Annotated in this window: 21 protein-coding genes; 8 read left to right on the top strand and 13 right to left on the bottom strand. The window is 62.4% G+C overall.

Features of this window, described 5'->3' with window-relative positions:
- Window positions 1-93: 93 nt before the first annotated feature.
- Both mscL and CIT31_RS00545 read left to right on the top strand, forming a co-directional pair.
- Window positions 94-516, top strand: coding sequence for a large conductance mechanosensitive channel protein MscL (gene mscL, locus CIT31_RS00540; RefSeq protein WP_095517070.1), 423 nt, complete (start codon window positions 94-96; stop codon window positions 514-516).
- A 112-nt stretch (window positions 517-628) separates the two neighbouring features.
- Window positions 629-1,795 carry a pyridoxal phosphate-dependent aminotransferase gene (locus CIT31_RS00545; RefSeq protein WP_095517071.1) on the top strand — a complete coding sequence of 389 codons (1,167 nt, stop codon included), beginning with the start codon at window positions 629-631 and terminating at the stop codon, window positions 1,793-1,795.
- Window positions 1,796-1,828: 33 nt separating this feature from the next.
- Here CIT31_RS00545 and hemA read toward each other — a convergent pair whose 3' ends face one another.
- Window positions 1,829-3,106, bottom strand: a complete 1,278-nt coding sequence (hemA, locus tag CIT31_RS00550) for a 5-aminolevulinate synthase (RefSeq protein WP_095517072.1) — start codon at window positions 3,104-3,106, stop codon at window positions 1,829-1,831.
- Between the two features lie 276 nt (window positions 3,107-3,382).
- On the opposite strand from hemA, the gene galE reads away from it, so the two are divergent.
- From galE to CIT31_RS00565, 3 genes are all read left to right on the top strand, one after another.
- A complete protein-coding gene (gene galE, locus CIT31_RS00555; RefSeq protein WP_095517073.1) occupies window positions 3,383-4,378 on the top strand; it encodes a UDP-glucose 4-epimerase GalE in 996 nt (331 codons plus the stop codon).
- A gap of 101 nt (window positions 4,379-4,479) precedes the next feature.
- On the top strand, window positions 4,480-5,730 hold the full coding sequence (locus tag CIT31_RS00560) for a D-amino acid dehydrogenase (RefSeq protein ID WP_095517074.1): 1,251 nt from the start codon (window positions 4,480-4,482) through the stop codon (window positions 5,728-5,730).
- A gap of 3 nt (window positions 5,731-5,733) precedes the next feature.
- Window positions 5,734-7,560, top strand: a complete 1,827-nt coding sequence (locus CIT31_RS00565) for an alanine racemase (protein WP_095517075.1) — start codon at window positions 5,734-5,736, stop codon at window positions 7,558-7,560.
- Here CIT31_RS00565 and CIT31_RS00570 read toward each other — a convergent pair whose 3' ends face one another.
- From CIT31_RS00570 to CIT31_RS00600, 7 genes are all read right to left on the bottom strand, one after another.
- Complete coding sequence (locus CIT31_RS00570) at window positions 7,561-8,931, bottom strand: FGGY-family carbohydrate kinase (protein WP_095517076.1); 1,371 nt, start codon at window positions 8,929-8,931, stop codon at window positions 7,561-7,563. It abuts the gene before it with no gap.
- Window positions 8,928-9,245, bottom strand: coding sequence for an L-rhamnose mutarotase (gene rhaM, locus CIT31_RS00575; protein WP_095517077.1), 318 nt, complete (start codon window positions 9,243-9,245; stop codon window positions 8,928-8,930). Before rhaM ends, CIT31_RS00570 begins: the two co-directional genes overlap by 4 nt.
- The gene (locus tag CIT31_RS00580) at window positions 9,245-10,246 is read right to left on the bottom strand and encodes an ABC transporter permease (RefSeq protein WP_095517078.1); all 1,002 of its coding nucleotides are present in this window, start codon (window positions 10,244-10,246) and stop codon (window positions 9,245-9,247) included. Before CIT31_RS00580 ends, rhaM begins: the two co-directional genes overlap by 1 nt.
- Window positions 10,243-11,220, bottom strand: coding sequence for an ABC transporter permease (locus CIT31_RS00585; protein WP_095517079.1), 978 nt, complete (start codon window positions 11,218-11,220; stop codon window positions 10,243-10,245). Before CIT31_RS00585 ends, CIT31_RS00580 begins: the two co-directional genes overlap by 4 nt.
- Window positions 11,217-12,758: a sugar ABC transporter ATP-binding protein gene (locus CIT31_RS00590; RefSeq protein WP_095517080.1), complete on the bottom strand. Its 1,542-nt coding sequence runs from the start codon at window positions 12,756-12,758 to the stop codon at window positions 11,217-11,219. Before CIT31_RS00590 ends, CIT31_RS00585 begins: the two co-directional genes overlap by 4 nt.
- Window positions 12,759-12,841: 83 nt before the next feature.
- Window positions 12,842-13,837, bottom strand: coding sequence for a rhamnose ABC transporter substrate-binding protein (gene rhaS / locus CIT31_RS00595; RefSeq protein ID WP_095517081.1), 996 nt, complete (start codon window positions 13,835-13,837; stop codon window positions 12,842-12,844).
- A 45-nt stretch (window positions 13,838-13,882) separates the two neighbouring features.
- Window positions 13,883-14,692 carry a DeoR/GlpR family DNA-binding transcription regulator gene (locus CIT31_RS00600; protein WP_095517082.1) on the bottom strand — a complete coding sequence of 270 codons (810 nt, stop codon included), beginning with the start codon at window positions 14,690-14,692 and terminating at the stop codon, window positions 13,883-13,885.
- A 211-nt stretch (window positions 14,693-14,903) separates the two neighbouring features.
- Between CIT31_RS00600 and CIT31_RS00605 the strand changes: the two genes are divergently transcribed.
- Window positions 14,904-17,006 carry a bifunctional rhamnulose-1-phosphate aldolase/short-chain dehydrogenase gene (locus tag CIT31_RS00605; protein ID WP_095517083.1) on the top strand — a complete coding sequence of 701 codons (2,103 nt, stop codon included), beginning with the start codon at window positions 14,904-14,906 and terminating at the stop codon, window positions 17,004-17,006.
- Window positions 17,007-17,019: 13 nt separating this feature from the next.
- Window positions 17,020-18,309, top strand: a complete 1,290-nt coding sequence (gene rhaI, locus CIT31_RS00610; RefSeq protein ID WP_095517084.1) for an L-rhamnose catabolism isomerase — start codon at window positions 17,020-17,022, stop codon at window positions 18,307-18,309.
- A 74-nt stretch (window positions 18,310-18,383) separates the two neighbouring features.
- On the opposite strand, the gene CIT31_RS34565 is transcribed toward rhaI, so the two are convergent.
- Both CIT31_RS34565 and CIT31_RS34035 read right to left on the bottom strand, forming a co-directional pair.
- Window positions 18,384-18,527, bottom strand: coding sequence for a hypothetical protein (locus tag CIT31_RS34565; protein WP_206073307.1), 144 nt, complete (start codon window positions 18,525-18,527; stop codon window positions 18,384-18,386).
- Between the two features lie 97 nt (window positions 18,528-18,624).
- A complete protein-coding gene (locus CIT31_RS34035; RefSeq protein WP_165778314.1) occupies window positions 18,625-18,762 on the bottom strand; it encodes a hypothetical protein in 138 nt (45 codons plus the stop codon).
- 222 nt (window positions 18,763-18,984) lie between these two features.
- On the opposite strand from CIT31_RS34035, the gene ggt reads away from it, so the two are divergent.
- Entirely contained in the window at window positions 18,985-20,724 is a 1,740-nt protein-coding gene (gene ggt / locus CIT31_RS00620; RefSeq protein ID WP_095517085.1) for a gamma-glutamyltransferase, read from the top strand.
- 183 nt (window positions 20,725-20,907) lie between these two features.
- Here the strand turns inward: ggt and CIT31_RS00625 are convergent, their stop codons facing one another.
- From CIT31_RS00625 to CIT31_RS00635, 3 genes are all read right to left on the bottom strand, one after another.
- On the bottom strand, window positions 20,908-21,252 hold the full coding sequence (locus CIT31_RS00625; protein ID WP_065005814.1) for a hypothetical protein: 345 nt from the start codon (window positions 21,250-21,252) through the stop codon (window positions 20,908-20,910).
- 670 nt (window positions 21,253-21,922) lie between these two features.
- Window positions 21,923-22,363, bottom strand: a complete 441-nt coding sequence (locus CIT31_RS00630; protein ID WP_029356736.1) for a hypothetical protein — start codon at window positions 22,361-22,363, stop codon at window positions 21,923-21,925.
- A gap of 203 nt (window positions 22,364-22,566) precedes the next feature.
- Window positions 22,567-23,097, bottom strand: coding sequence for a class I SAM-dependent methyltransferase (locus CIT31_RS00635; protein WP_133116098.1), 531 nt, complete (start codon window positions 23,095-23,097; stop codon window positions 22,567-22,569).
- Window positions 23,098-23,424: the final 327 nt, after the last annotated feature.

The raw sequence follows: 23,424 nt of genomic DNA on the forward strand, positions 1-23,424 counted from the left end.
CCATGCTGCAACCGCAGGTTTTTGCTATTGTGCCAGTGAAGCCAACGATCGGGCGAGGGCGGCGGCCTGGCCCGTCAGGACAAGGAGGGTCGAATGCTGAAAGAATTCCAGGAATTCATTTCCCGGGGTAACGTCATGGACCTGGCGGTCGCCGTCATTATCGGCGCTGCCTTCAGCAAGATCGTCGATTCACTGGTCAATGACATCATCATGCCGATAATCGGGGCGATTTTCGGCGGACTCGACTTCAACAACTATTTCCTGCCCTTGTCCTCAGCCGTCAACGCCACATCGCTGGCGGAGGCCAAGAAGCAGGGCGCAGTCTTCGCCTATGGCAGTTTCATCACCGTCGCGCTGAATTTCATCATCCTCGCCTTCATCATCTTCCTGATGGTCAAGGCCGTGAACAATCTGCGCAAGCGGCTGGAGCGTGAGAAGCCAGCTGCGCCTGCCGCTCCGCCGCCGGCCGATGTTGCGCTGCTCACCGAAATTCGCGATCTCCTCGCCAGGAAATAATCCGAAGACAGATTCCCTGGACCAAAACCCCGGTCGGTTTCGGCCGGGGTTTTCTATTTTCGCCTGTCGTAAAACACGCTAGCTGTCCAGAAGACGGAAAACGGATCCATCCATGACCCTCATCGAGGATTTGCGCGCCGAGGCCCGGGCTGCGCCGGAAAGCGGCATTGTCGCCGTCATGAACCGCGGCCGCGACCGCGACGGCATGATCCCGCTCTGGGCCGGCGAGGGCGACCTGCCGACGCCCGCCTTCATCACCGATGCCGCTGCCCGGGCGCTGGTCGGCGGCGAGACCTTCTATACCTGGCAGAAAGGCATCCCCGAGCTGAGGCAGGCGCTCGCCCGCTATTACGTGAGGCATTTCAGCAAGAGCTTTGCCGAGGAAGAATTCATCGTCACCGGCTCGGGCATGCACGCCATCCAGCTGGCGCTCGACGCCGTCGCCGGGAAGGGGGACGAGGTCGTCTATCTGTCGCCGGCCTGGCCGAATTTCGCCGCAGCCGCCGGCGTGGCGGGCGCCGTCCCGGTCGCTGTCACGCTCGACCTGTCCGGCAATGGCTGGTCCTGCGACGTCGGCAAGATTGAGGCGGCGATCACGCCAAGGACAAAGGCGCTGTTCGTCAACACACCGTCCAATCCGACCGGCTGGACCGCCGACAGGGAGACGCTGCAAGCGATCCTCGACCTCGCCCGCGAAAAGGGCCTGTGGATCATCGCCGATGAGATCTATTCGCTTTTCCACTACGGCGATAGTCGTGCGCCGTCCTTCATCGACATCATGGCCGACGAAGATCGCATTCTGTTCGTCAACAGTTTTTCCAAGAACTGGGCGATGACCGGCTGGCGGGTCGGCTGGATCAAGACCCATCCTTCGCTGCAGCAGGTGTTCGAGAACCTGGTCCAGTATTCGACCTCAGGTGTTGCCCAATTCATGCAGCGCGGCGCGGTCGTCGCGCTCGACGAAGGCGATGTCTTCATCGCTGAGCAGGTGGAGCGGGCAAGGGCTGCGCGCGACCTGGTCTGCGGCACCCTGGCTGCGACCGGCAGGGCACGCTTCACCGTGCCGCAGGGCGCGTTCTATCTGTTCTTCGCGGTCGACGGCATCACCGATTCACGCGCCGCCGCCTTCGACATCGTCGACCGTGCCAATGTCGGTCTGGCACCCGGAACCGCCTTCGGCCCCGGCGGCGAGCCCTTCCTCAGGCTGTGCTTCCACCGCCGCCTCGACCAGCTCGAGGAAGCGGCGCACCGGCTGGCGAAGTGGATGACGAGTATGTGAGTTGCCTTCGATCCCCGAGTTGAAGCTCGGGGATCAGCCGCCGGACTTCGGCACCAGCAACGGAATGACGCGGTCGCTTTCCCTCACCGAAGGCCGGCCCGCAGAACCGTAAGAGATACCCAAAGCATCCCAAGTCTCAACCAGCGCATCCTGGAGATCCGCGATCAGGTGATCCGAATGGAACGGCGTCGGCGTAATGCGCAGCCGTTCGGTGCCGCGCGGCACGGTCGGGTAGTTGATCGGCTGGATGTAGATGCCGTGGACGCCGAGCAGGCGGTCGCTGGCCATCTTGCAGAGCTCGGGATCGCGGACGAGCAGCGGCACGATGTGGGTAGCGGAGTCCATCACCGGCAGGCCGGCGGCGGTAAGAACCTGCTTAGTCCGCGTCGCCTGGCGCTGCTGTGCGTCGCGTTCGGACTGCGAGCGCTTCAAATGGCGGATCGACGTGGTCGCCGCGGCGGCGATGGCCGGCGGCAGCGCCGTGGTGAAAATGAAGCCCGGCGCATAGGAGCGCACGGCATCGATCACCGCATTTGTGCCGGTGATATAGCCGCCGAGCGTGCCGAACGCCTTGGCCAGCGTGCCTTCGATGATGTCGATACGGTCTGCCAGCCCTTCGCGCTCGGTGATGCCGCCGCCGCGCGGTCCGTACATCCCGACGGCATGGACCTCGTCGATATAGGTCATGGCGTTGTAGCGCTCGGCAAGATCGACGATCTGCTTGATCGGCGCGATGTCACCATCCATCGAATAGACGCTCTCGAAGACGATCAGCTTGGCGCGTTCGCGGCCCGCCGCCTGCAGCAGGCTTTCAAGATGCGCAACGTCGTTGTGACGAAAGATCTTCTTCTCGGCGCCCGAACGCCGCACGCCCTCGATCATCGAGGCGTGGTTCAACTCGTCCGAGACAATCAGGCAGTTGGGCAGAAGCCGTGCAATGGTCGAGATCGAGGCTTCGTTGGAGACAAAGCCCGAGGTGAAGACGAGTGCGGCTTCCTTGTCGTGCAGGTCGGCCAGTTCCAGTTCGAGCTCGACCAGCGGATTGCTGGTGCCGGAGATGTTGCGGGTGCCACCGGCGCCAGATCCCATCTTGCCGGCGGCGTTCTGCAGCGCAGCGATGACGTCTGGATGCTGGCCCATGCCGAGATAGTCGTTGGAGCACCAGACGGTGATTTCCTGGGCGCGGCCGTTGGCGCGCCAGATGGCGCGTGGGAATTTCCCCACGATGCGCTCGAGGTCGGCGAAGATGCGGTAGCGACGCTCTGCATGGAGCTGGTCGATCGCGTCTTCGAAGAAACGCTGATAGTTCATTTCGGCTTCCCAGTTTTGCGTGGGATCATAATCATTGCCCTATTCGACGTCCACTTGGCCTTTTTGGTCAAAATGCCACGCCCCAAGCCTGTTCCTAACGACCACGGATCATGGCCGATTCCCTTGATGTGCATGAATTTTGTTTCAGGACTATGCCACGCGCCGATGAGACTGGTTGCCGCAGGCACTAATGCTACTGATGGCCTGGCGGCAGGCTTTCCAGTAAGGCAGGTGTTGAGACAGTTTCCGATAAAATCTTGAGCAGCGAGGACGCGGATGACGGTTTTGGTGACAGGCGGCGCCGGCTATATCGGCAGCCATATGGTCTGGGAGCTGCTGGATGCGGGCGACAGCGTTGTCGTCCTCGACCGGCTTTCGACCGGTTTCGAGTGGGCGGTGGCGCCGGAGGCAAAGCTCGTTGTCGGCGATGTCGCCGACAAGGAGCTGGTCGGCTCGATCATCCGGGACAACAAGGTCGACGCGATCATCCATTTTGCCGGCTCCATCGTGGTTCCCGAATCGGTTGCCGACCCGCTCGGTTATTACGAGAACAACACCTGCAAGACCCGCACGCTGATCGAGACCGCAGTGCGCGAAGGCGTGCCCGATTTCATCTTCTCCTCGACCGCCGCCGTCTATGGCGGCGCCGGGCTGGAGCCGGTGCGTGAAGATGCCCGCCTTGCACCGGAATCGCCCTACGGCCTGTCCAAGCTGATGAGCGAATGGATGCTGCGCGACGCCGCAATTGCCTATGGTTTGCGCTATACGGCGCTGCGCTACTTCAACGTCGCCGGCGCCGACCCGAAGGGCCGCACCGGCCAGTCGACGCCTGGCGCCACGCATCTGATCAAGGTCGCCTGCGAGACGGCGCTCGGCAAGCGACCCCTTATGCAGGTGTTCGGCACCGACTATCCGACGCCAGACGGCACCTGCATGCGCGACTACATACATGTCAGCGATCTGGCGGTGGCGCATCGGCTGGCGCTGGAACGCCTGCGCGCCGGCGGGACAAGTCTCGTCGCCAATTGCGGCTACAGCCACGGCTATTCGGTGCTCGAGGTGATCGACAGCGTGCGGCGCGTCTTTGGTCATGATTTCGAGGTGCGGATGGGCGAGCGCCGTCCGGGCGACGCCGCAGCGGTAGTCGCTAATTCGGAGCTGGCGCGCCGCGAACTCGGCTGGACGCCGCAGCGCGACGACCTCGACCTGATCGTCGCCGACGCGCTGGCCTGGGAGCGCATTCTGACCGGCAAGAATTCGTCGCGGGGCTGAGACCAAGTTCTTAGCTCGAAAGCTCCACGCAGAAGCGCTATTGAAGGAGCTGCGCGGCGCAGCGTAGGCGCATTTGGCCGCGTGTGACTTTGGGGGGCGGCATGAGAATATTGGTGCTCGGAGCCGGTGTGGTCGGCACGGCGGCCGCCTATTATCTGGCGAGCGACGGCCACGAGGTGACCGTCATCGAGCGCCATCCGATGGCGGCGGGCGGCACCAGCCAATCGAATGCCGGGCTGGTGTCGCCGGGCGACGCCACCGCCTGGGCCTCGCCCGCTGCGCTGAAGACGTTCCTGCGCGCGCTTTACAACCACGATCTCGGCATCAAGGTGCGGCTGCGCTTCGATCCCTATTTCTTCGCCTGGAGTCTGCGCTTCCTGCGCCAGTGCACGCGAGCGCGCCTGCGTGCCAACACCGAAATCAAGCTGCGCCTGGCGCTTTATTCGCGCGACTGCATCAACGCCATCTCTGCCGACACCGGCATTCACTATGACGAGCGCAAGAAGGGCATTCTCTATTTCTTCCGCTCGCAGCAGAGTCTTGATACCGGCACCGACAATTACCGCTATCTCGCCGAGCACGGTCTGCCGATCGAGATCGTCGGCCGCGACCGGCTGGTCGAGCTAGAACCCGGGCTTGCCGGGGCCAAGGATAAGATCGCCGGCGGCGTCTATTCTCCGATCGACCAGACCGGCGACTCCAGCCAATTCACGCAGAACCTCGCTGCCTATGCCGCCGAGAAACTCGGCGTCCAATTTCTCTATGGCACGACGGTCGAAGGCCTCGACATTGAAGGCGATCGGGTGCGCGCGGTGATGACCTCGGCCGGTCCGGTCGCTGGCGACGCCGTGGTCATATCAATGGGACCTGAAAGCGGCCTGCTCGGTCGCCGCTACGGCCTCGATCTGCCGGTCTATCCGGTCAAGGGCTACACCGCGACCTTGCAACTGGAGGACGAGAGCAAGGGGCCGACCATGGGCGGCGCCGACGAGGATCAGCTCATCGGCTATTCCAGGCTCGGCAACCGGCTGCGGCTCGCTTCGACAGCCGAGTTCACCGGCTTCGACCGCACCCACAAGCCGAGCGATTTCGCCGCCATGTTCAGGACTGGCAACGATCTGTTCCCGGGTGCCTTCGACGAGAACAAGGCCGAGCTCTGGGCCGGCTTGCGGCCGATGATGCCAAACTCGGTGCCGGTCATCGGCCAAGCGCGCTACAGGAATCTATACCTCGATACCGGCCACGGCCATGTCGGCTGGACAATGGCCTGCGGTTCCGGAAGATTCCTTGCCGATGTGGTCGCCGGCCGCAAGCCGGAGATCGACCCGCAAGGGCTGGTCTACAAAGGCTAGATCATGTCCGGACCGCAAGTCGCCATCGACCTTGGCCGCATCGAGCGCAATGCACGCACGATCGTCGACCGCTGCGCCCTGTCCGGCATCAAGGTCTTCGGCGTCACCAAGGGAACTTGCGGCATGCCGCAGGTGGCGCGAGCCATGCTGCGCGGCGGCGTCGCCGGCATCGCTGAATCGCGCTTCGAAAACATCCGCCGCCTGCGCGACAGCGGCATCAATGCGCCGATCATGCTGCTGCGCAGCCCGCCGATGGCGCGCGTCGAGGAGGTGGTCCGCACCGTCGACATCAGCCTGCAATCCGAACTCGCCACCATCCGCGAGCTGTCGCGTATCGCCGCGCGCATGGGCCGCGTCCACGACATCATGCTGATGATCGATCTTGGCGACCTCAGGGAAGGCATCTGGCCGAACGATCTCGTGCCCACTGTCGAGCAGATACTGGCACTCAAGGGCGTGCGCATCGCCGGCATCGGCACCAATCTCGGCTGCTTCGGCGCCATCATGCCGACGGAGGAAAATCTTGGGCAACTTGTCGCCCATGCCTACAAGGCCGAGCGTCTGTCCGGCGCAAGGCTCGACTGGATATCAGGCGGGGCGTCATCGTCACTGACGCTGCTGCTCGAAGGCAGGCTGCCCGCCGGCATCAACAATCTGCGGGTCGGCGAAGCAATCCTGCAGGGTGGCGTCGAAACCTTCCGCGAGACGCCGTGGGCCGAACTGGAACCCGATGCCTGCCGCCTGACCAGCGACATCATCGAGGTCAAGCTGAAGCCGTCGCGGCCGATCGGCCAATCAGGCTACGACGCTTTCGGCAACCAGCCGGTGTTTCCCGACGAGGGCGACAGGTTGCGCGCCATCGCCAATATCGGCCGCGAGGACGTTTTGATCGAAGGTTTGACGCCGATTGCCAAGGGCGTGCGGGTGCTCGGCGCCTCCAGCGATCATCTGCTCCTCGATGTAACCGACGCCGACCCGCCACCCGCCGTCGGCGACCGTGTCGCCTTCCGCATGAGCTATGGCGCCATGCTGTTGGCGATGACCTCGGAATATGTCGAAAAGGCCCCGATGCACGATGTCGAGGATTTCTCCGGCCGCAAGATGGTGCAGATCACAGCCGAACCAGCGGCCGCCGGCATCCTCGCCAGGGAAGCGACCGGCGCCCGGCTGGAGGCGATGAATTTCGATGTCGTCGAGCTGGCCGATATCGAGCGGCCGCCTTCCGGCCTGGTCCGGCTCACCGCCGGGAGTGACCGGCGCATCGCCCACAAGGCGCTGACGATGACCGCGCGGGCGACACACTCGTTTGGCCTGATCTGGATCGATTCCATCGCTGCGCTGATGCCCGAGGACGAGGACGGCATCGATCTGCCGGAACGTTCGGTGCTGGCGCGGGCGCTCGGCCTCGATCACAAGCCCGGCGCGTTGCAGCCCCAGCTGTCGCCGGAAAACGTCGTCATCGTCGGGCTGCGCCATGCCGATCCGGCCGAGGCCCGGGTGCTGAAGGATTCGCGCGTCTCCGCCTTCACCATGACCGACATCGACGCCATGGGCATGCGCGACCTGATGCACGAGGCGATCCGCATCGCCACCTCCGGCACGCAAGGCTTCCATGTCAGCTATTCGCCTGAGGTGACCGAATTCGCCGGCTGGGCGGCTGGCTCCGGCGGCATCACGGTGCGCGAAACGCATCAGGCGATGGAGGCCATCGCGCTGTCCGGCGGGCTGTTGTCGATGGATGTTTCCGGCCTGACAGAAGGTTTGGAACCGCGGATTGCGATAGACACCGTCAACTTCGTCATGTCGGCTTTCGGCAAGCGGATTTTGTGATCAGCCCCGCGCGTCGACCGCCGCGCGCCATGAGCGCGCATAATCCGCCCAGGCTGGGTCGGCCGGCGGTTCCATCCCTTCGCCTTTGCCGTGGACCGTTCTTTGGTCCGACGCCAGCAAGGCAGCGCCGATGCTGGTCCCGGTCGCAGCCTCGGACGCAATGACGGCACGCGCCGTCGCTGCAGCCAGCATCTGCGTGAAAAGCCGGTTGCGGGCGAACGGGCCCTCGACGATGATCGGACCGTCGGCACCGATCAGATCGAGGCAGGTCGCGGTCATCAGCGCCAGGTAGAAAGAGATGGCGGCAAAGCGCTGGCCGTTGTTTATGCCGTCGGCGTCGAGCCATGCGGCGGCGTGATGCGGGAACGGCCCCGAACCTTGTTGGGTCGAAGGCAGCAGGGATGTCTTCCCAGCGAGCACTGTGGCGACATCCTCTTCGGTCCAGCCTTCCGATTGGCCTTCTGTCAGCCGTGAAAATTCGCGACCCCCCATGAAGCGCGCCGATGGCACCGGATCACCGAGCGCATTGACGTTGACCAGCGTGTCGCGCGCCGGATCGAGCGCGATCTTGTTGCCGCCGACGGCCATCGACACCACCCAGGTGCCGGTCGAGACGACCGAGAAGGGCGGTCTGTCGGACAGGAGATGCGGCAGCAGCGAGGCATTGGAATCATGCAAGCCGCAAAACACCGGCGTCTGCGGATCGAGCCCGGTTCCCTTGGCAAGGGCGGGCAAGATTGGGCCAAGGCGGTCCTTGGCCGGCCGCACCGGCGCCATCAGGCCGCGCCATTGCATCCGGTCGACGAGTGACGAAAAATCCGCTTTCCATGGGTTCCACAGATCGGTGTGGCAGCCGAGCGAGGTCACCTCGTTGGCGGCGACGCCGGTGAGGCGAAAAGCCCAGTATTGCGGATACATCAGGATCGCGGCGGCCTCGGCGAACTCCGCCGGGAAGTTCCTCTGCTGCCAGAAGAACTGCGCGCCGAGATTGAGGCCGACCGGCAGGCGCGGCGTGCCCGTCTCGGCAAAGGCCGGACGGATCGCGTCATAGTCCTGGGCAAGGGCGCCGGGCCCGGTGAATTCATAGTCGAGCACCGGCAGCGCCAGCTCGCCGGCAGCGTCCACCAGCACGCCCGTCGCGCCATGGGCGGTGATCGATATCGTGTCGATGCGCTGTTCGCGATTAATCCCGGCGAGGCTGTCGACGATGAACGACCACAAAAGCTCGACATCGTGGTGCGGGTAGGGACCGTCGGCAACGGGCGCATTCGCCATGCGGCGCAGCGCGACTTCGCGCATGTCGGCGAGATCGACCAGTGCTACCTTGGCATTGGTCTTGCCGATATCGATGACGGCGACGTGGTGTGTCATTCCATATGGAACATGGTTTCCAGCGGCACCGCCACCGGCTCGTTATCAGGCTTGGTCTCCATGATGTCGGCCATTTCAGCCCACCAGCGCTGTATCACTGGGTGCTTCGGCAATTCATCCATGCCGTGGTCGTCACGCCGCCACAGCACGCCGAACAAGGTGTTGGTCTCTTCGTCGAGATGGATCGAATAGTCGAAAACGCCTGCCTGCTTCAACAGCGCCACCAGCGACAGCCAGATGTCGTCATGGCGCCTTTTGTATTCGGCCTTCATGCCCGGATTGAGCTTCATCTTGAACGCGTATTTTTCGGCCATCAGGTGAAACGCTCCCGACGCACCCGCCGCCAGACGATCGGCAGCGCGATGACGATGATCAGCAGCAGGCCGATGAAGATCGACATGACGATGCCGGGCACGTTGAGCAGCCCCAAGCCAAAAGTCACCAGCCCCATGATGAAGGCGGCGAGCACAACACCCAGAATGCTGCCGGCGCCGCCCAGGATGCTGACGCCACCAAGCACCACCATGGTGATGACTTCCAATTCGTAGCCTTGCGCGATCGACGGTCGGGTCGAGCCGAGCCGCGAGGTGATCAGCACCGAGGCGATGCCGGCCATCAAGCCGGTCAGGCAGAACAGGATGAACTTGATGCGGCCGACGCGCACGCCGGAAAACTGCGCCGCAACCGGGTTGTTGCCGATGGCGAAGACGCGGCGGCCGAAGCTCGTCCGGTGCAGTAGGAACCAGTAGACGACCGCCGCGACGAGGAGCAGCGTCAGTTCGAACGACACCACCCACCAGACATAGCCTTGGCCGAAGAAGGCGAAGCTCGGGGGATAGCCCTTGTAGGCCTGGTCGCCGAGGACGATGAAGGCGATGCCGCGAAACAGGCTCATCGTGCCGATGGTAACGACGATCGACGGCAATCCCAGCCTGGTGACGAGCAGCCCGTTAAAGGCGCCGCAGCCAAGCCCGACCACGATGCCGATCGCCACCAGCACCGGCGTGCCGGCGCCGGCCTGCACCGCCATGCCCATCATCGTCGAGGCCAGCGCAATGATGGCGGCGACCGACAGGTCGATCTCGCCGGAAATGATCAGCAGCGCCATGGCAAGCGCGATCAGTGCCTTCTCGGTGAAGTTGAAGGTCAGGTCAGACAGCGACCACGCGTCGAGGAAATAGGGCGAGGCGAAGCTGTTGACGGCAAAGATGGCGACTGCCACTGCGACCAGCAGCGCCTCCCATGAGAAGATCGCCGCGTTGAGCGGCTTGTCGAGCCGGTTGGGAATGTGGCGTCGGGCTGGGGTGTCGGTCATGCCGCTTCCGCCTTTTTGAGGATGATGCGGCCTTGCCGGCGTTCGCCGCGCGCATTGAGCACCACGGCCAGGATGATGGCGCTGCCCGAGATCGCCATCTGCCAGAAGGGCGAGATGTTGATGACCGGCAGCGCATTGGAGATGATGCCGAGGAACAGCGCACCGAGCAGTGCGCCGCCGACCGAGCCGATGCCGCCGGCGATCGAGATGCCGCCGATGACGCAGGCGGCGATGATGTTGAGCTCGTAGCCATTGGCGACCTCGACCGAGGCGATGACGTAGCGCGAAATCCAGAGATAACCGCAGAGACCGGCGGCCATCCCCGAGATGCAGAAGACGATGAACTTGGTGCGGCCGACATCGATGCCGGCATAGACCGACGCCGTCGGATTGACGCCGATGGCGTAGATCGAGCGGCCGAGCGCCGTTCGCGTCATCACGAGGAAGAACAAGGCGACGACCAATATGGCGATCCACGACAGGACCGGGATGCCGAGAAAGGCCGCGCGCTGCAGGCCGATGAACTCAGGGCTCATCTGGTCGGCATTGACCCAGGCGCCGCCGGAGATGACGAAGGTGGCGCCGCGGTAGATGGTCAGCGTGCCGAGCGTCACCACGATTGACGGGATGTTCAGCCGCCATACCAGCAGGCCGTTGATCACGCCGAGCACCAGTCCGACTAGCAGTGCGATGACGATCAGCAGCGGGATCGGGATTGCCGGATGCGCGGCGTTCAGCATCGCCACTACCATGCCGGTGAAGCAGAGATTGGACGCCATCGACAGGTCGATCGAGCGGGTCAGAATGACAACCATCTGACCCAGCGCCAGGATCGTCAGGATCGAGGTGTCGTTGAACACCTGGCGCAGATTGGCCGGATTGGCAAAGCCCGGAAAGCGCAGGGAGATCAGCCCGATCAGCACGACGATGGCGGCGAGAAGCCAGACTTCGCGATATCTAGGAAGAGCCTTCATGCTGCGATCCCCGCTGCCGTCTTGACCAGCGTTTCCGCGTCGAGCCCCTTGTTGTCGTAGACCGTAGCAATGCGCCCCTCTCGCATGACGACGACGCGGTCGGACATGCCGAGGATTTCGGGCAGTTCGGACGACACCATGATCACTGACAGACCTTGCGCGACGAGCTCGGCCATGAAGCCGTGCACGGCGGCCTTGGAGCCGATGTCGATGCCCTTGGTCGGCTCGTCGAGGATGATCACTTTGGGGGCTGTCGCCAGCCATTTGGCGATGACGATCTTCTGCTGGTTGCCGCCCGACAGCGTGCCGACATCCTGGCTGAGCGACGAGGCGCGCAAATCGAGCCGCTCGGTATAGGAACGGGCCAGTGCGAACTCCTCGGCGAGCCGCAACACGCCTGATTTGGACATGCGCTTGAGTGAGGGCAGCGAGATATTCTGGAAGATCGGCAGGCCGATCACCACGCCTTGCTTGCCGCGCTCTTCAGGCACATAGACGATGCCGGCATCGATCGAATCCGCCGCCGATTTCGGCACGATCTGTTCGCCTTCCAGCATGATCGTGCCGCTGCTGGCGCGGGTGATGCCTGATATCGCCTGCATCACCTCGCTGCGGCCGGCGCCGACGAGGCCGTAGAAGCCGAGGATTTCACCCTTGTGCAGCTCGAAGCCGATGTCGTCGAACTCGGTTGGATGCGACAGGCCGGAGACAGTGAGCACCGGCGCGCCGATCTCGGCCTTCCGCTGCGGAAAAATGTGATCGACTGCGCGGCCGACCATCATGCGCACGATCTGGCTCTGGCCGGCATCCCTGATCAGGCCTTCGCCGACCATTTCGCCGTCGCGGAACACCGTATAGCGGTCGGCAATGCGGTAGATCTCGTCGAACTTGTGGCTGATGAACAGGATCGCCTTGCCTTCGCTCTTCAGGAATTCGATGAGCAAAAAGAGCTCTTCGATCTCCTTCAGCGACAGCGCTGCGGTCGGCTCGTCCATGATGACGATCTGGGCATCGATCGACATGGCGCGGGCGACTGCCACGAGGTGCTTGTTGGCGATACCGAGGTCCTTCAGCCGCGCGTCGGCGTCAATGTGGCCGGCACCCATGGTGTTCAATACTTCACGGGCATTCTTGCGCATGGTGCGCCAGTCGATGGTGCCGAAGCGCGACCGCGGCGCATGGCCGAGAAAGATATTCTCGGCCACCGTCAGGTCGTCGAACAGCACGGTTTCCTGGTGGATGGCGGTGATGCCGTGCCCGAAGGCGGCATGAGCGCTGGGCAAGGTGACGGCTTGGCCGTCTATGCTGATGGTGCCCGCATCGGGCTGGTAGATGCCGGTCATGATTTTGACCAGCGTCGACTTGCCGGCGCCGTTCTCGCCGATCAGAGCGGTCACCTGGCCGGGATAGAGCGACAGGCTGACATCATGCAGCGCGCGCACGCCGGGAAAACTCTTCGAGATGCCGGACAGGGTCAGCCGCGGAGCCGGAGCCAAAGGCTGCTCGGTCGTCGGGTTGAGTTGGGCTGTCGTGTCCATAGTCGTATCAAGCCCTGCAGCAGGTCCGTTTGAGGACGCGGCGGAACCTCTGCCCCGCCGCGCCGGCTTGAAGGGCTCCAGGATCAGTAGATCTTGGAGAATTCTTCGATGTTCGACTTGTCGAACTTGAAGGGCGGAGCCATCGCAGCCGAATTGGTGTCGTCGAGCGTGACCTTGCCGACGCGGCCGATCGACAGCGTCGCACCCGGCTTGGCTTCTTCCTTCTTCACCGCCAAATCATGGGCGAGGTAGACGGCCGAGTAGCCGAGGTCGATCGGGTTCCACAGCGCGACCGCTTGGCTGGCACCGTTGTCGATGAACTTCTTGAACTCCGACGGCAGCGCCAGGCCGGTGACGTTGACCTTGCCGATCAGGGCTTGGTCGGTCACCACCTGAGCGGCGGCAACGACGCCGACCGTGGTCGGTGCGATGATCGCTTTGAGGTTCGGATAGGACTTCAAAAGGCCCTTGGCTTCGTCCGTGCTCTTGGCCGAGTCGTCGTCGCCGTAAACGGTGGCGACGAGGTTGATCTTGGGAAATTTCTCCGGCAGCACCTTCTTGGCCGCGTCGATCCAGGCGTTCTGGTTGGTCGCGGTGGACGAAGCCGACAGGATGGCGACGTCGCCGCCTTCCGGCAGGTAGTCGGCGGCAAGCTTGATGATGGTCTCGCCGATCAGGCTGGTGTCCGAGGGGTTGAGGTGGAGCTGGCGACCTTCCGGAGCGACGCCTGAATCCCACGAGATGACGGTGATGCCGCGATCCATCGCCTTCTTCAGCGCCGGCACCAGCGCGTCGGCGTCATTGGCCGAAATGGCGATGGCGTTGACCTTCTGGGCGATCAGCGAATTGATCACCTCGATCTGCGCTTCGGCGGTCGCCTTGGTCGGGCCGGTGTAGATGATATCGACGTCGCCGAGTTCCTTGGCCGCCTCTTCGGCGCCCTTGTTGGCGGCATCGAAGAAGCCATTGCCGAGCGACTTCACCACCAGTGCGATCTTGACGTTCTCGGCACAGGCGGCATTCACGAACATGGCGGCGGAGAACGCCGCCGTAACCATCAGTTTCTTCAGAAAGCTCATCGAATATCCTCCCTTGAGTGTTGCATTCCATCGCCGCTGCGGGCCTCAGGCCTGCAGCGAAGATTCTTCCTTATTGCCCAGCGTTGTGCGGGCGACGACCAGCGTCACACCGGCGGCCTCCAACATCTTGGCCTCGCGGTCCTCGATGCCGTCGTCGGTAATGACGGTCGCGATGCGCGACAGGCCGCACAGGATCAGGCTCGAGCGTTTTCTGAACTTCGACGAGTCGACCAGCACCACCAGTTCGTCGGCCTGATCGATCAGTTTCTGTTCGGCCTGGATCAGCAGCGGGTCGCCTTCCATCAAGCCGAGTGGCCCGAGCCCTTGCGCGCCCATGAACATGCGGCGCGCATAGAAATTGCGCGTCACGTCATTCTCGAAGGGCGACAGGATGATGTTCTGCTCGCGGTAGATGGTGCCGCCCGACAGCATCACGGTGTTCTTGGAGTGCTTGAGCAGGTGCTCGGCGATCGGAAAGGAATTGGTGAAGATCGGCATCCGGCGGCCGGTCAGGAAATGCACCATCTGGAAGGTGGTGGTGCCGCCATTGATGATGATCGGCTCGCCGTCCTTGCAGAGTTCCACGGCGTCCCGCGCGATCGCCCGCTTCTGCGAAGCGTTGATCGTCTCGTTGACGGAAAAAGGCCGGCCGGCAAGGCCGATGAACTGCGGTGGCGTGATCGCCTCGGCGCCGCCGCGCACGCGGCGCAGGCGCTTTTGCACATGCAATGCGGCGATGTCGCGCCGGATCGTCGCCTCGGACGAGTCCGTCAGGTCGACCAGCTCCTGCACCGTCACCACAGGCTTTTCCTGGACGGCGGACAGAATGATCCTGTGGCGCTCTTTCTCGTGCATGGTTCCTCCTGCCGAGCATCTAGGCACCCAAAACGCGCAGTGTCAATCATTTCCGATCAAATAATTTCATTGTGCAGTGCAATATGATCAATCTTGATCGTTTGTGATTGACAACGCCGCCGCTTGCGTGGACATTCGAGCAAAGCTGACCCGCAATGCGGTGGCAATTGACCGCATCGTTTGCGCGTCTCACGTCACGGGAGGATTACCTATGCTCGACAAGCGCTCCGGCACGCGCCCCGCCAATCTTTGGGATGACGCGAAAGCCCAAGCAATGAGCGAGCCGGAACGTCTCGTCTATCGCTCGAATGTTCTTGGCTCCGACAAGCGCGTCACCAACTATGGCGGCGGCAACACCTCTTCCAAGATCTGGCAAAAGGATCCGCTCACCGGTGAGAGCATGGAAGTGCTGTGGGTCAAGGGCTCGGGCGGCGACAGCGCCTCGATCAAGCTCGACGGCTTCGCCACGCTCTATATGGACAAGCTCAGGGCGTTGAAGGGTCTTTATCGCGGCCTCGAGCATGAAGACGAAATGGTCGGCTATCTGCCCCACTGCACCTTCAACCTCAATCCGCGCGCGGCCTCGATCGACACGCCGTTGCACGCATTCGTGCCGAAGCCCCATGTCGACCACATGCATCCCGACGCCATTATCGCCATTGCCGCCGCCAAGGATTCGAAGGCGCTGACCAAGGAGATCTTCGGCGAAGCGATCGGCTGGCTGCCGTGGAAACGTCCGGGCTTCGAACTCGGCCTGTGGCTGGAAAAATTCTGCCTCGAGAACCCTGAGGCCAAGGGCGTCGTCCTGGCAAGCCATGGCCTGTTCACCTGGGGCGACACCCCAAAGGAATGCTACGAGACGACGATCTCGGTGATAAACCAGGCGATCGACTGGTTCGAGCGCAAGTCTGAAGGGAAGCCGGTCTTCGGTGGCGAAGTCGTCAAATCGCTCGACGCGCCAGCGCGTCGCGCCGCGGCGGCAAAGCTGATGCCGAGGATCCGCGGCCTGATTTCGGAGAAAAGCCACAAGCTTGGCCATTTCGACGATTCGCCAGCCGTGCTCGAATTCGTCAATTCGAAGGATTTGCGCCCACTGGCAGCGCTCGGCACATCCTGCCCGGACCATTTCCTGCGCACCAAGATCCGGCCGCTGGTCATCGAATTCGATCCCAAGAATCCCGACGTCGATGCCGTCATCGCCCGTCTCGCCGACGATGTGGCGGAGTATCGTGTTGGCTATCAGGCTTATTACGACCGCTGCAAGCACGTGGATTCGCCACCGGTGCGTGATCCGAACGCCGTGGTCTATCTGATGCCCGGCGTCGGCATGTTCACCTTCGCCGGCGACAAGGCGACGGCGCGCATATCGGGGGAATTCTACGTCAACGCCATCAATGTCATGCGCGGCGCCTCGACGGTTTCGACCTATGTCGGGCTGCCCGAGCAGGAAGCCTTCGACATCGAGTACTGGCTGCTCGAAGAGGCAAAGCTGCAGCGCCTGCCGAAGCCGAAGGCTCTAGCCGGCCAGATCGCGCTGGTCACCGGCGGCGCCGGCGGCATCGGCCGGGCGACGGCCAACCGGCTGCTGCGCGAAGGCGCCTGCGTCGTGCTGGCCGACATCGACGAGACCGCCCTTGCCAGCGCCAATGACGAGCTGGTGAAAGCCTATGGCAAAGATTTCGTGCGGCCGCTGGTCATCAATGTCACGTCAGAGGACCAGGTGATCTCCGGCTTCGCCGAGACCGCAGTCGAGTTCGGCGGCATCGATATACTGGTGTCGAATGCCGGCCTGGCAACCTCGGCGCCGATCGAGGAGACGACGCTGGCGCTGTGGAACAAGAACATGGACATCTTGTCGACAGGCTATTTCCTGGTTTCGCGGGAAGCATTCCGTCTTTTCCGCGCGCAAAAGATCGGCGGCAACGTCGTCTTCGTCGCCTCCAAGAACGGGCTAGCAGCATCGCCCAACGCCGCCGCCTATTGCACGGCCAAGGCCGCCGAGATCCATCTGGCGCGCTGCCTGGCGCTGGAGGGCGCGGAAGCGCAGATCAGGGTCAATGTCGTTAATCCCGACGCCGTACTGCGCGGCTCCAAGATCTGGACCGGCGAGTGGAAGGAACAGCGCGCCGCCGCCTACAAGATGTCGACCGACGACCTCGAGGAGCACTACCGCTCGCGCTCGATGCTGAAGCGTTCGGTGTTCCCCGAAGACATCGCCGAGGCGATCTATTTCTTCGCGTCCGACATGTCGGCCAAGTCGACCGGCAATATCGTCAATGTCGACGCGGGCAATGCCCATTCGTTCACGCGCTGAGCGGAGACGGGCGATGGAACAAATCATCTCCGCCGACATCGTCGAAAAAGACAACGCCGCGCGCGAGGCCGACCTCAAGCGCGATTACGACTCGCTCGGTGAGCGTCTTGACCGTCGCGGCATCGCCATCGACGCTATCAGCGACAAGGTCGAAAAATTCGCCGTGGCGATCCCGTCCTGGGGCGTCGGCACCGGCGGCACCCGCTTTGCCCGCTTTCCCGGCGCCGGCGAGCCGCGCGACATTTTCGACAAGATCGAGGACTGCGCCGTCATCCGGCAGTTGACGCAGGCGACGCCGACCGTCTCGCTGCACATTCCATGGGACAAGGCCGACCCGAACCGGCTGAAGCAGGCCGCCTCCCGCTTCGGCCTCGGCTTCGACTCCATGAATTCGAACACGTTCTCTGACGCTAAGGGCCAGGCGCTTTCCTACAAGTTCGGCTCGCTGTCGCATGCCGATGCCGCAACGCGCCGGCAGGCGGTCGAGCACAATCTCGAATGCATCGAGATCGGCAAGACGCTGGGATCGAAGGCACTGACCGTATGGATCGGCGACGGCTCGAACTTTCCCGGCCAGGTCAATTTCGCCAAGGCGTTCGAACGCTATCTCGACGCGATGAAGGAGATCTACGCCGGACTGCCGGACGACTGGAAGCTGTTCACCGAGCACAAGATGTACGAGCCGGCCTTCTATTCGACGGTCGTGCAGGATTGGGGCACCAACTACATCATCGCCACCGAACTCGGCGACAAGGCGTTCTGCCTGGTCGACCTCGGCCACCACGCGCCCAACGTCAACATCGAGATGATCGTCTCGCGGCTGATCCAGTTCAAGAAACTCGGCGGCTTCCATTTCAACGATTCGAAATATGGCGACGACGATCTCGACGCCGGCTCGATCGATCCTTACCGGCTGTTCCTCGTCTTCAACGAGCTGGTCGATGCCGAGCTTTCCGGTGCCGAAGGTTTTGATCCGGCTCACATGCTCGACCAGAGCCACAACGTCACCGATCCGATCGAAAGCCTGATGCTGTCCGCTGTCGAGTTGCAGCGCGCCTATGTGCAGGCGCTGCTGGTCGATCGCAAGGCACTGGAAGCCTATCAGGACGCCAATGACGCGCTGATGGCGACGCAAACGCTGAAAGCCGCCTATCGCACCGATGTCGAGCCGATCCTCGCCATGGCGCGGCTGAACACGGGCGGCGCCATCGATCCGGTCTCCGCCTACCGGGCGGCCGGCTATCGGGCGAAGGTCGCGGCGGAACGGCCGGCGGTTGCGAGTGGCGGCGGCGGGATTGTTTGATGTCGGCCTGAAACGAAAAACCCGCCTGAGGCGGGTCGCGGTGCGATTGCCCAAATCAATGGCGATTGTAGCGTTTACAAACCCAGGCTTGGACGGATCGCATTCCAGTCTTCCCAAGCATTCTCCAGCCTGATGTCATCGTAGCCGCGCTTCTCCGTCACCTCCGCGGCGACGTCGTAGGGCATCGCCACGCATTCAGCGCTATCCCTGATCGCCACGACTTCATCCTCAGTCAAGGTGAGCCCTTTTGCTGTTCGCGATTGAGGAGAATCGCCACGAGCGATGGAATCGCCACCAAAACCAACTGCTCGTCGGTCACTTCGGCTTCTCTACCGGCTTGTGCATTACCAGCTTCTTGAGCCGCTCGTCAAAGCACTTCTCGTGGTCGTCGCATTCAAGCTCGCGGGCGACTTCCTTGAATTTGTCGAGCTGGAATTGCTTCGGATCAGTCATGCTTGCGCTTGTACCATGCTCGGTGGCTGGGGCGAAATCTGCCGTTCAACGCTGTAACACTCACAGTTACAGCCGTGACAATAACCGGAAGAGCGCAACGGTGCTTTACGAAGCGGACCGGCAAAAGCGCGTGAAGGACTCCGGAAACTTTCTCCCCTTGGCAGTAGACTCGCCCGCTCCAACGGTTTCTTCTAGGCGCATCCAACGCCTCGGAGAACGGCCATGCACCACACCCGCCGCACCCTAATCGCCGTCGGTCTTTCCCTCACCTTCGCCTTTGTGCCGATGACGGCCATCTTCGCCGCCTCGCCGCAGCCGGCGAAGGGCGAGCATGGCATGGTGGTGACCGCCCAGCATCTGGCATCGCGAGTCGGCGTAGAGGTGCTGAAGAAAGGCGGCAATGCCGTCGATGCGGCGGTTGCCGTCGGCTATGCGCTGGCTGTGGTCTATCCGAACGCCGGCAATATCGGCGGTGGCGGCTTCATGACCATCCGCTTCGAGGACGGCCGCTCGACCTTCCTCGATTTCCGCGAGCGGGCGCCGCTCGCCTCGACGAAGACCATGTATCTCGACAAGGACGGCGAGCCGGTGAAGGGCGCCAGCCTTGACGGCTATCTCGCGGTCGGCGTGCCGGGCTCGGTGGCCGGTTTTGAAACGGCACGGGAAAAATACGGCACGCTGCCGCGGCAGGACTTGATGGCGCCGGCCATCCGCTATGCCAAGGACGGCTTCGTGCTGGAGCAGGGCGATGTCGCCTCGCTCGAAGGCGGCGCCGAACGGCTGGCCAAGGACCCGGCCGCGGCTGCCATCTTCCTGAAGCCGGACGGCAAGCCTTATGCCATCGGCGAGCGCCTTGTTCAGGCCGATCTCGCCGCCTCGCTCTCAGCGATTTCGGAGCAAGGTCGAGATGCCTTCTACAAAGGACCGATCGCCGACGGCATCGTTAAGGCCAGCGCGGAGAAGGGCGGCATTCTGGCCAAGGCGGATTTCGAGAACTACGCGGTCCGCGAGCTCGAGCCGGTGACCTGCAATTACCGCGGCTATGAGATCACCTCCTCGCCGCCACCGAGCTCGGGCGGTGCCATCATCTGCGAGATCCTCAACGTACTGGAATTCTACCCGCTGTCCTATCTCGGCGCGGGTTCTGCCGAAACCGTCAAAGTCATGGTCGAGGCAATGCGCCATGCCTATGTCGACCGCAATTCGGCCCTCGGCGATCCCGAGTTCGTCGACAATCCGGTCGAAAAACTGCTCGACAAGAATTATGCGAAGGAAATCCGCGAAAAGATCGATCCGTTCCGGGCCGGGGTGTCGCAGGACTTGATGCCGAAGGGCTTTGGTGAGAGCCAGGAGACGACGCATTATTCGATCGTCGACAATGACGGCAACGCCGTCGCGGTGACCTACACGCTGAACGGCTCGTTCGGCGCCGGCGTCGTCGCCGACGGCACCGGCATCCTGCTCAACAACGAGATGGACGATTTCACCCAGAAGCCGGGCGTGCCCAATCTCTACGGCCTCGTACAGGGCGAGGCGAATGCGATCGAGCCGAGGAAGACGCCGCTGTCGTCGATGAGCCCGACCATCGTGGCCAAAGACGGCAAGCCGTTCATGGTCATCGGCAGCCCCGGCGGCTCGCGCATCATCACCATCACGCTGGAAGCGATCGTCAACGTTGTCGATCATGGCATGAACATCCAGGAGGCGATCGACGCGCCGCGCATCCACCACCAGTGGCTGCCAGACACGGTCTATATCGAACCGTTCGGCCTGTCGCCCGATACCGAAAAGCTGCTTGCCGGCATGGGCTACCACCTCGATGTCACCGAGGCGACCTGGGGCCAGGCGGCCGGCATCCTGGTCGGCGGCAAGAGCCTGGCCGAGATCGAGAAGGGCGGCGGCGCCCGCTACAACGGCGCTATCGACAGCCGCGCCGCATCCGGCGAGGCGATCGGATATTAAGTTTCGTGCGCCCCGGGTCTGTTGAGATTCAGGTCAGGCCGAGCCGGAGTCGAAGACGGGCGCGAAGCGACCAGACTGCGTGGTTTCCGAGAACCGGAACGGAGCGTACTTTCGGTACGCGAGTACCGGAAGCGCAGGAGACCGCCATTCGCAGGCCGGCATCATCTAAATATCGGCAGACCATCAGATGACCAGCGTTATGGTGGACGCAATCAGCATCACCGCCGCGATGCCGACGAACAAGGCATAGATACGCGGCCGATCGAGCAGAAGCGCATTTCCGGATATCCACGCCGCAGTGGCGCCGCCAAGCGCGTACAGGAAGCCGTTGCGATGGCCCAAGGCCAGGGTTGCGGCCATCAAGCCGCCAATGACGAGGGCGCCGAACACGATGATCACGGCGACCGCGTATTTCTCGAAATCGTTGCTGGCCACACCCGGGCCCATCACGTTCAACGTCGTCAGGTCGTCCGGGTCGAAGGGGTTGGCCGACCCATATTCGTCTTGACCGACAGGCTCGCGCATCATTCATTCTCCTTGAAGCGGCAACAAATCATCAAGCGTTGCCGAGCGCAACTGGATCGCGCCGCGTTCAATGCGATCGGCACCGTCTTCAACACTTTCTGGCCGCAGCTTGCTACCGGTTTTTTGGATTTATGTCGGATCGTCCTGTCATTCCAGGCGATCTGTCGGATTGGAATCGCAGCCGGGCGTTCCGACTTGAAAGTCCGCCGCTCTGGAGGCGGCTTCGAACCGCTGCCCCTGACTATCGGGCCTGACGATCGCGCGCAGGCCTCGCCCTCGCAACGGCGTGCTCGACGTTGTCGGTGGCGAAGATTGGTCAGCGGCGAAGTTGGCCGGCGCCACTTTGGGGGGGCGTTGGGGTAGGTTGCCTGATGGGCGCCGGCCAGGCGGAAATCAGGTCCGCCGCAAGGAAATATAACAGGAATTGCGCGGTATTGGCAGTGGTGTGATCGCGGAAGGATGGTTCGCGCTTCCCGGTGCGGTGACCCATTATGGGTCAGTCGTCTGGCACCTGAATTGCACGGTAGGCAATGCTGGGCAACAGCCCGGAAGTTGTCCCCAAATATGGGGCCTCGCCGCTTCGCAAATGGAGCGGCGGGCCTTTTTGGCACACCGTCGTGAGCGCGGCACCGCCGGAACTCAAAGGCAGCGTTTTGCAACACGCCTGGGTTTCTTATGCGGCCGGAGCCGGCGGCAGTTCGAACAGGTTGGCGCCATTCTCCTGGCCTCGCTCGACATAGCCGATTATCCGAAACCATTTTGCGACGTCCGGTCTCTGGAGCCAGCTGCGCGAATGAATGGGGAGGTTGCCGGCGAGCGCCTGGATATGGCGGATGTGCCGCTTGCAGAAGCGAACGGTCGCGGCACTGAAGAAATCCTCCTGTGCGGCGAACAGCGTATCAGCAGCGTCGCTATGCTCGTGCCACGCAATGATCGCCACGGTCTTTTCGCCCTGGACAAGCGCGTGAGCACGGCCTTCTTTCAAGTTCATCATCAGATTGTCGTAGGCGATCTTGCTGTCCTTGCCGGCCGCGGCGTATTCGTCCGATATCCGCTTGGACAGATCACGGAAAAGAGCTTCCAGATCTCCAACCGTTGCTGCGCGTGCTCTCATTTCGCCTCCTAGAGCCCCAGCAGGCAGTTTGCCCTAAGGATAGAGGATCACCAAGCAAATCAAATCCGTCATCCGCCCAACGCGAGCAAAGACGTTTCGCGGGGCGAAGCCGCAATGATGTGCTCAGGTCACGTGATTTTGCCGATAGGCGCGGGAAATGCGACTGGTGCGTGAGTCGCGCAGGTAATCGCCGTCCGCCCGGTCTAGTGGCGATGGTAAGCCAGAACTGTACTGCCGCGTGGCGACTTGTGGCGATCAGATAAGGTGAACCCGGCACCCTCGATTAGAGACTGAAGACGGATGTCGTCTTCGTCGGGAACTCGCGCCACAATCGTCTGAGTGCGGTTAATGATGTCGATGAAGATGCGATCGGCCTCCTCCTGACCCAATCCCCTGCGGACATGCTGGTACACAGCGAGAAGAAGAACGATATCGTAACGATCATTTAGAACAGATTGAAGCTTTCCACTCCCAAGACTCATGGTGTCAAATCGACTTTCTACGTTCGATCCTAGAAAGATAGAACGCGCCACGCGGGTGTGTGGCTTCAGAACGTCAATGCCGTGGATGTAGGCCGGTCTGCGTTTGGCGATTTCATAAGCGACGATGCCCATATTGCAGCCAACATCAAGGATCGTCTTACCGGAGTAGTTTACCCCGCATGAAAATAATCCATCGAGCCGATCGTCCCACGTTCCTGCGCTATATTTCTTGTGCGATTTCCAAAAAGGCACGACTATCCTTCCGTGTCCTGGACCAAGTCGAATTTATCTGCGCCCTCGTGCATTTTCCGGCAAAGTCCAACGAAACGTCTGTCGGACCGTTAAGCAATTGCCATGGAAAATGGTGCCCAGAGGCGGATTCGAAGCGAAGGAAATCTGGCTTTGTTTCCAAATAGTTGACACCCACACAAGAGCAGGGATAGCCAACAAAAATACCAACAAAATATTTCTGTGGATTGGTTCGGTTCCCGGATATCGCTCTATTCGCTCAATGCCATCGGATCCCAACCTCATCTCAGAAGCGGAGCGTTGAGCAAGTCGCAGGTCCGCTGCTGCCTC

This window comes from Mesorhizobium wenxiniae (assembly GCF_002284535.1).
Lineage (GTDB): Bacteria > Pseudomonadota > Alphaproteobacteria > Rhizobiales > Rhizobiaceae > Mesorhizobium > Mesorhizobium wenxiniae.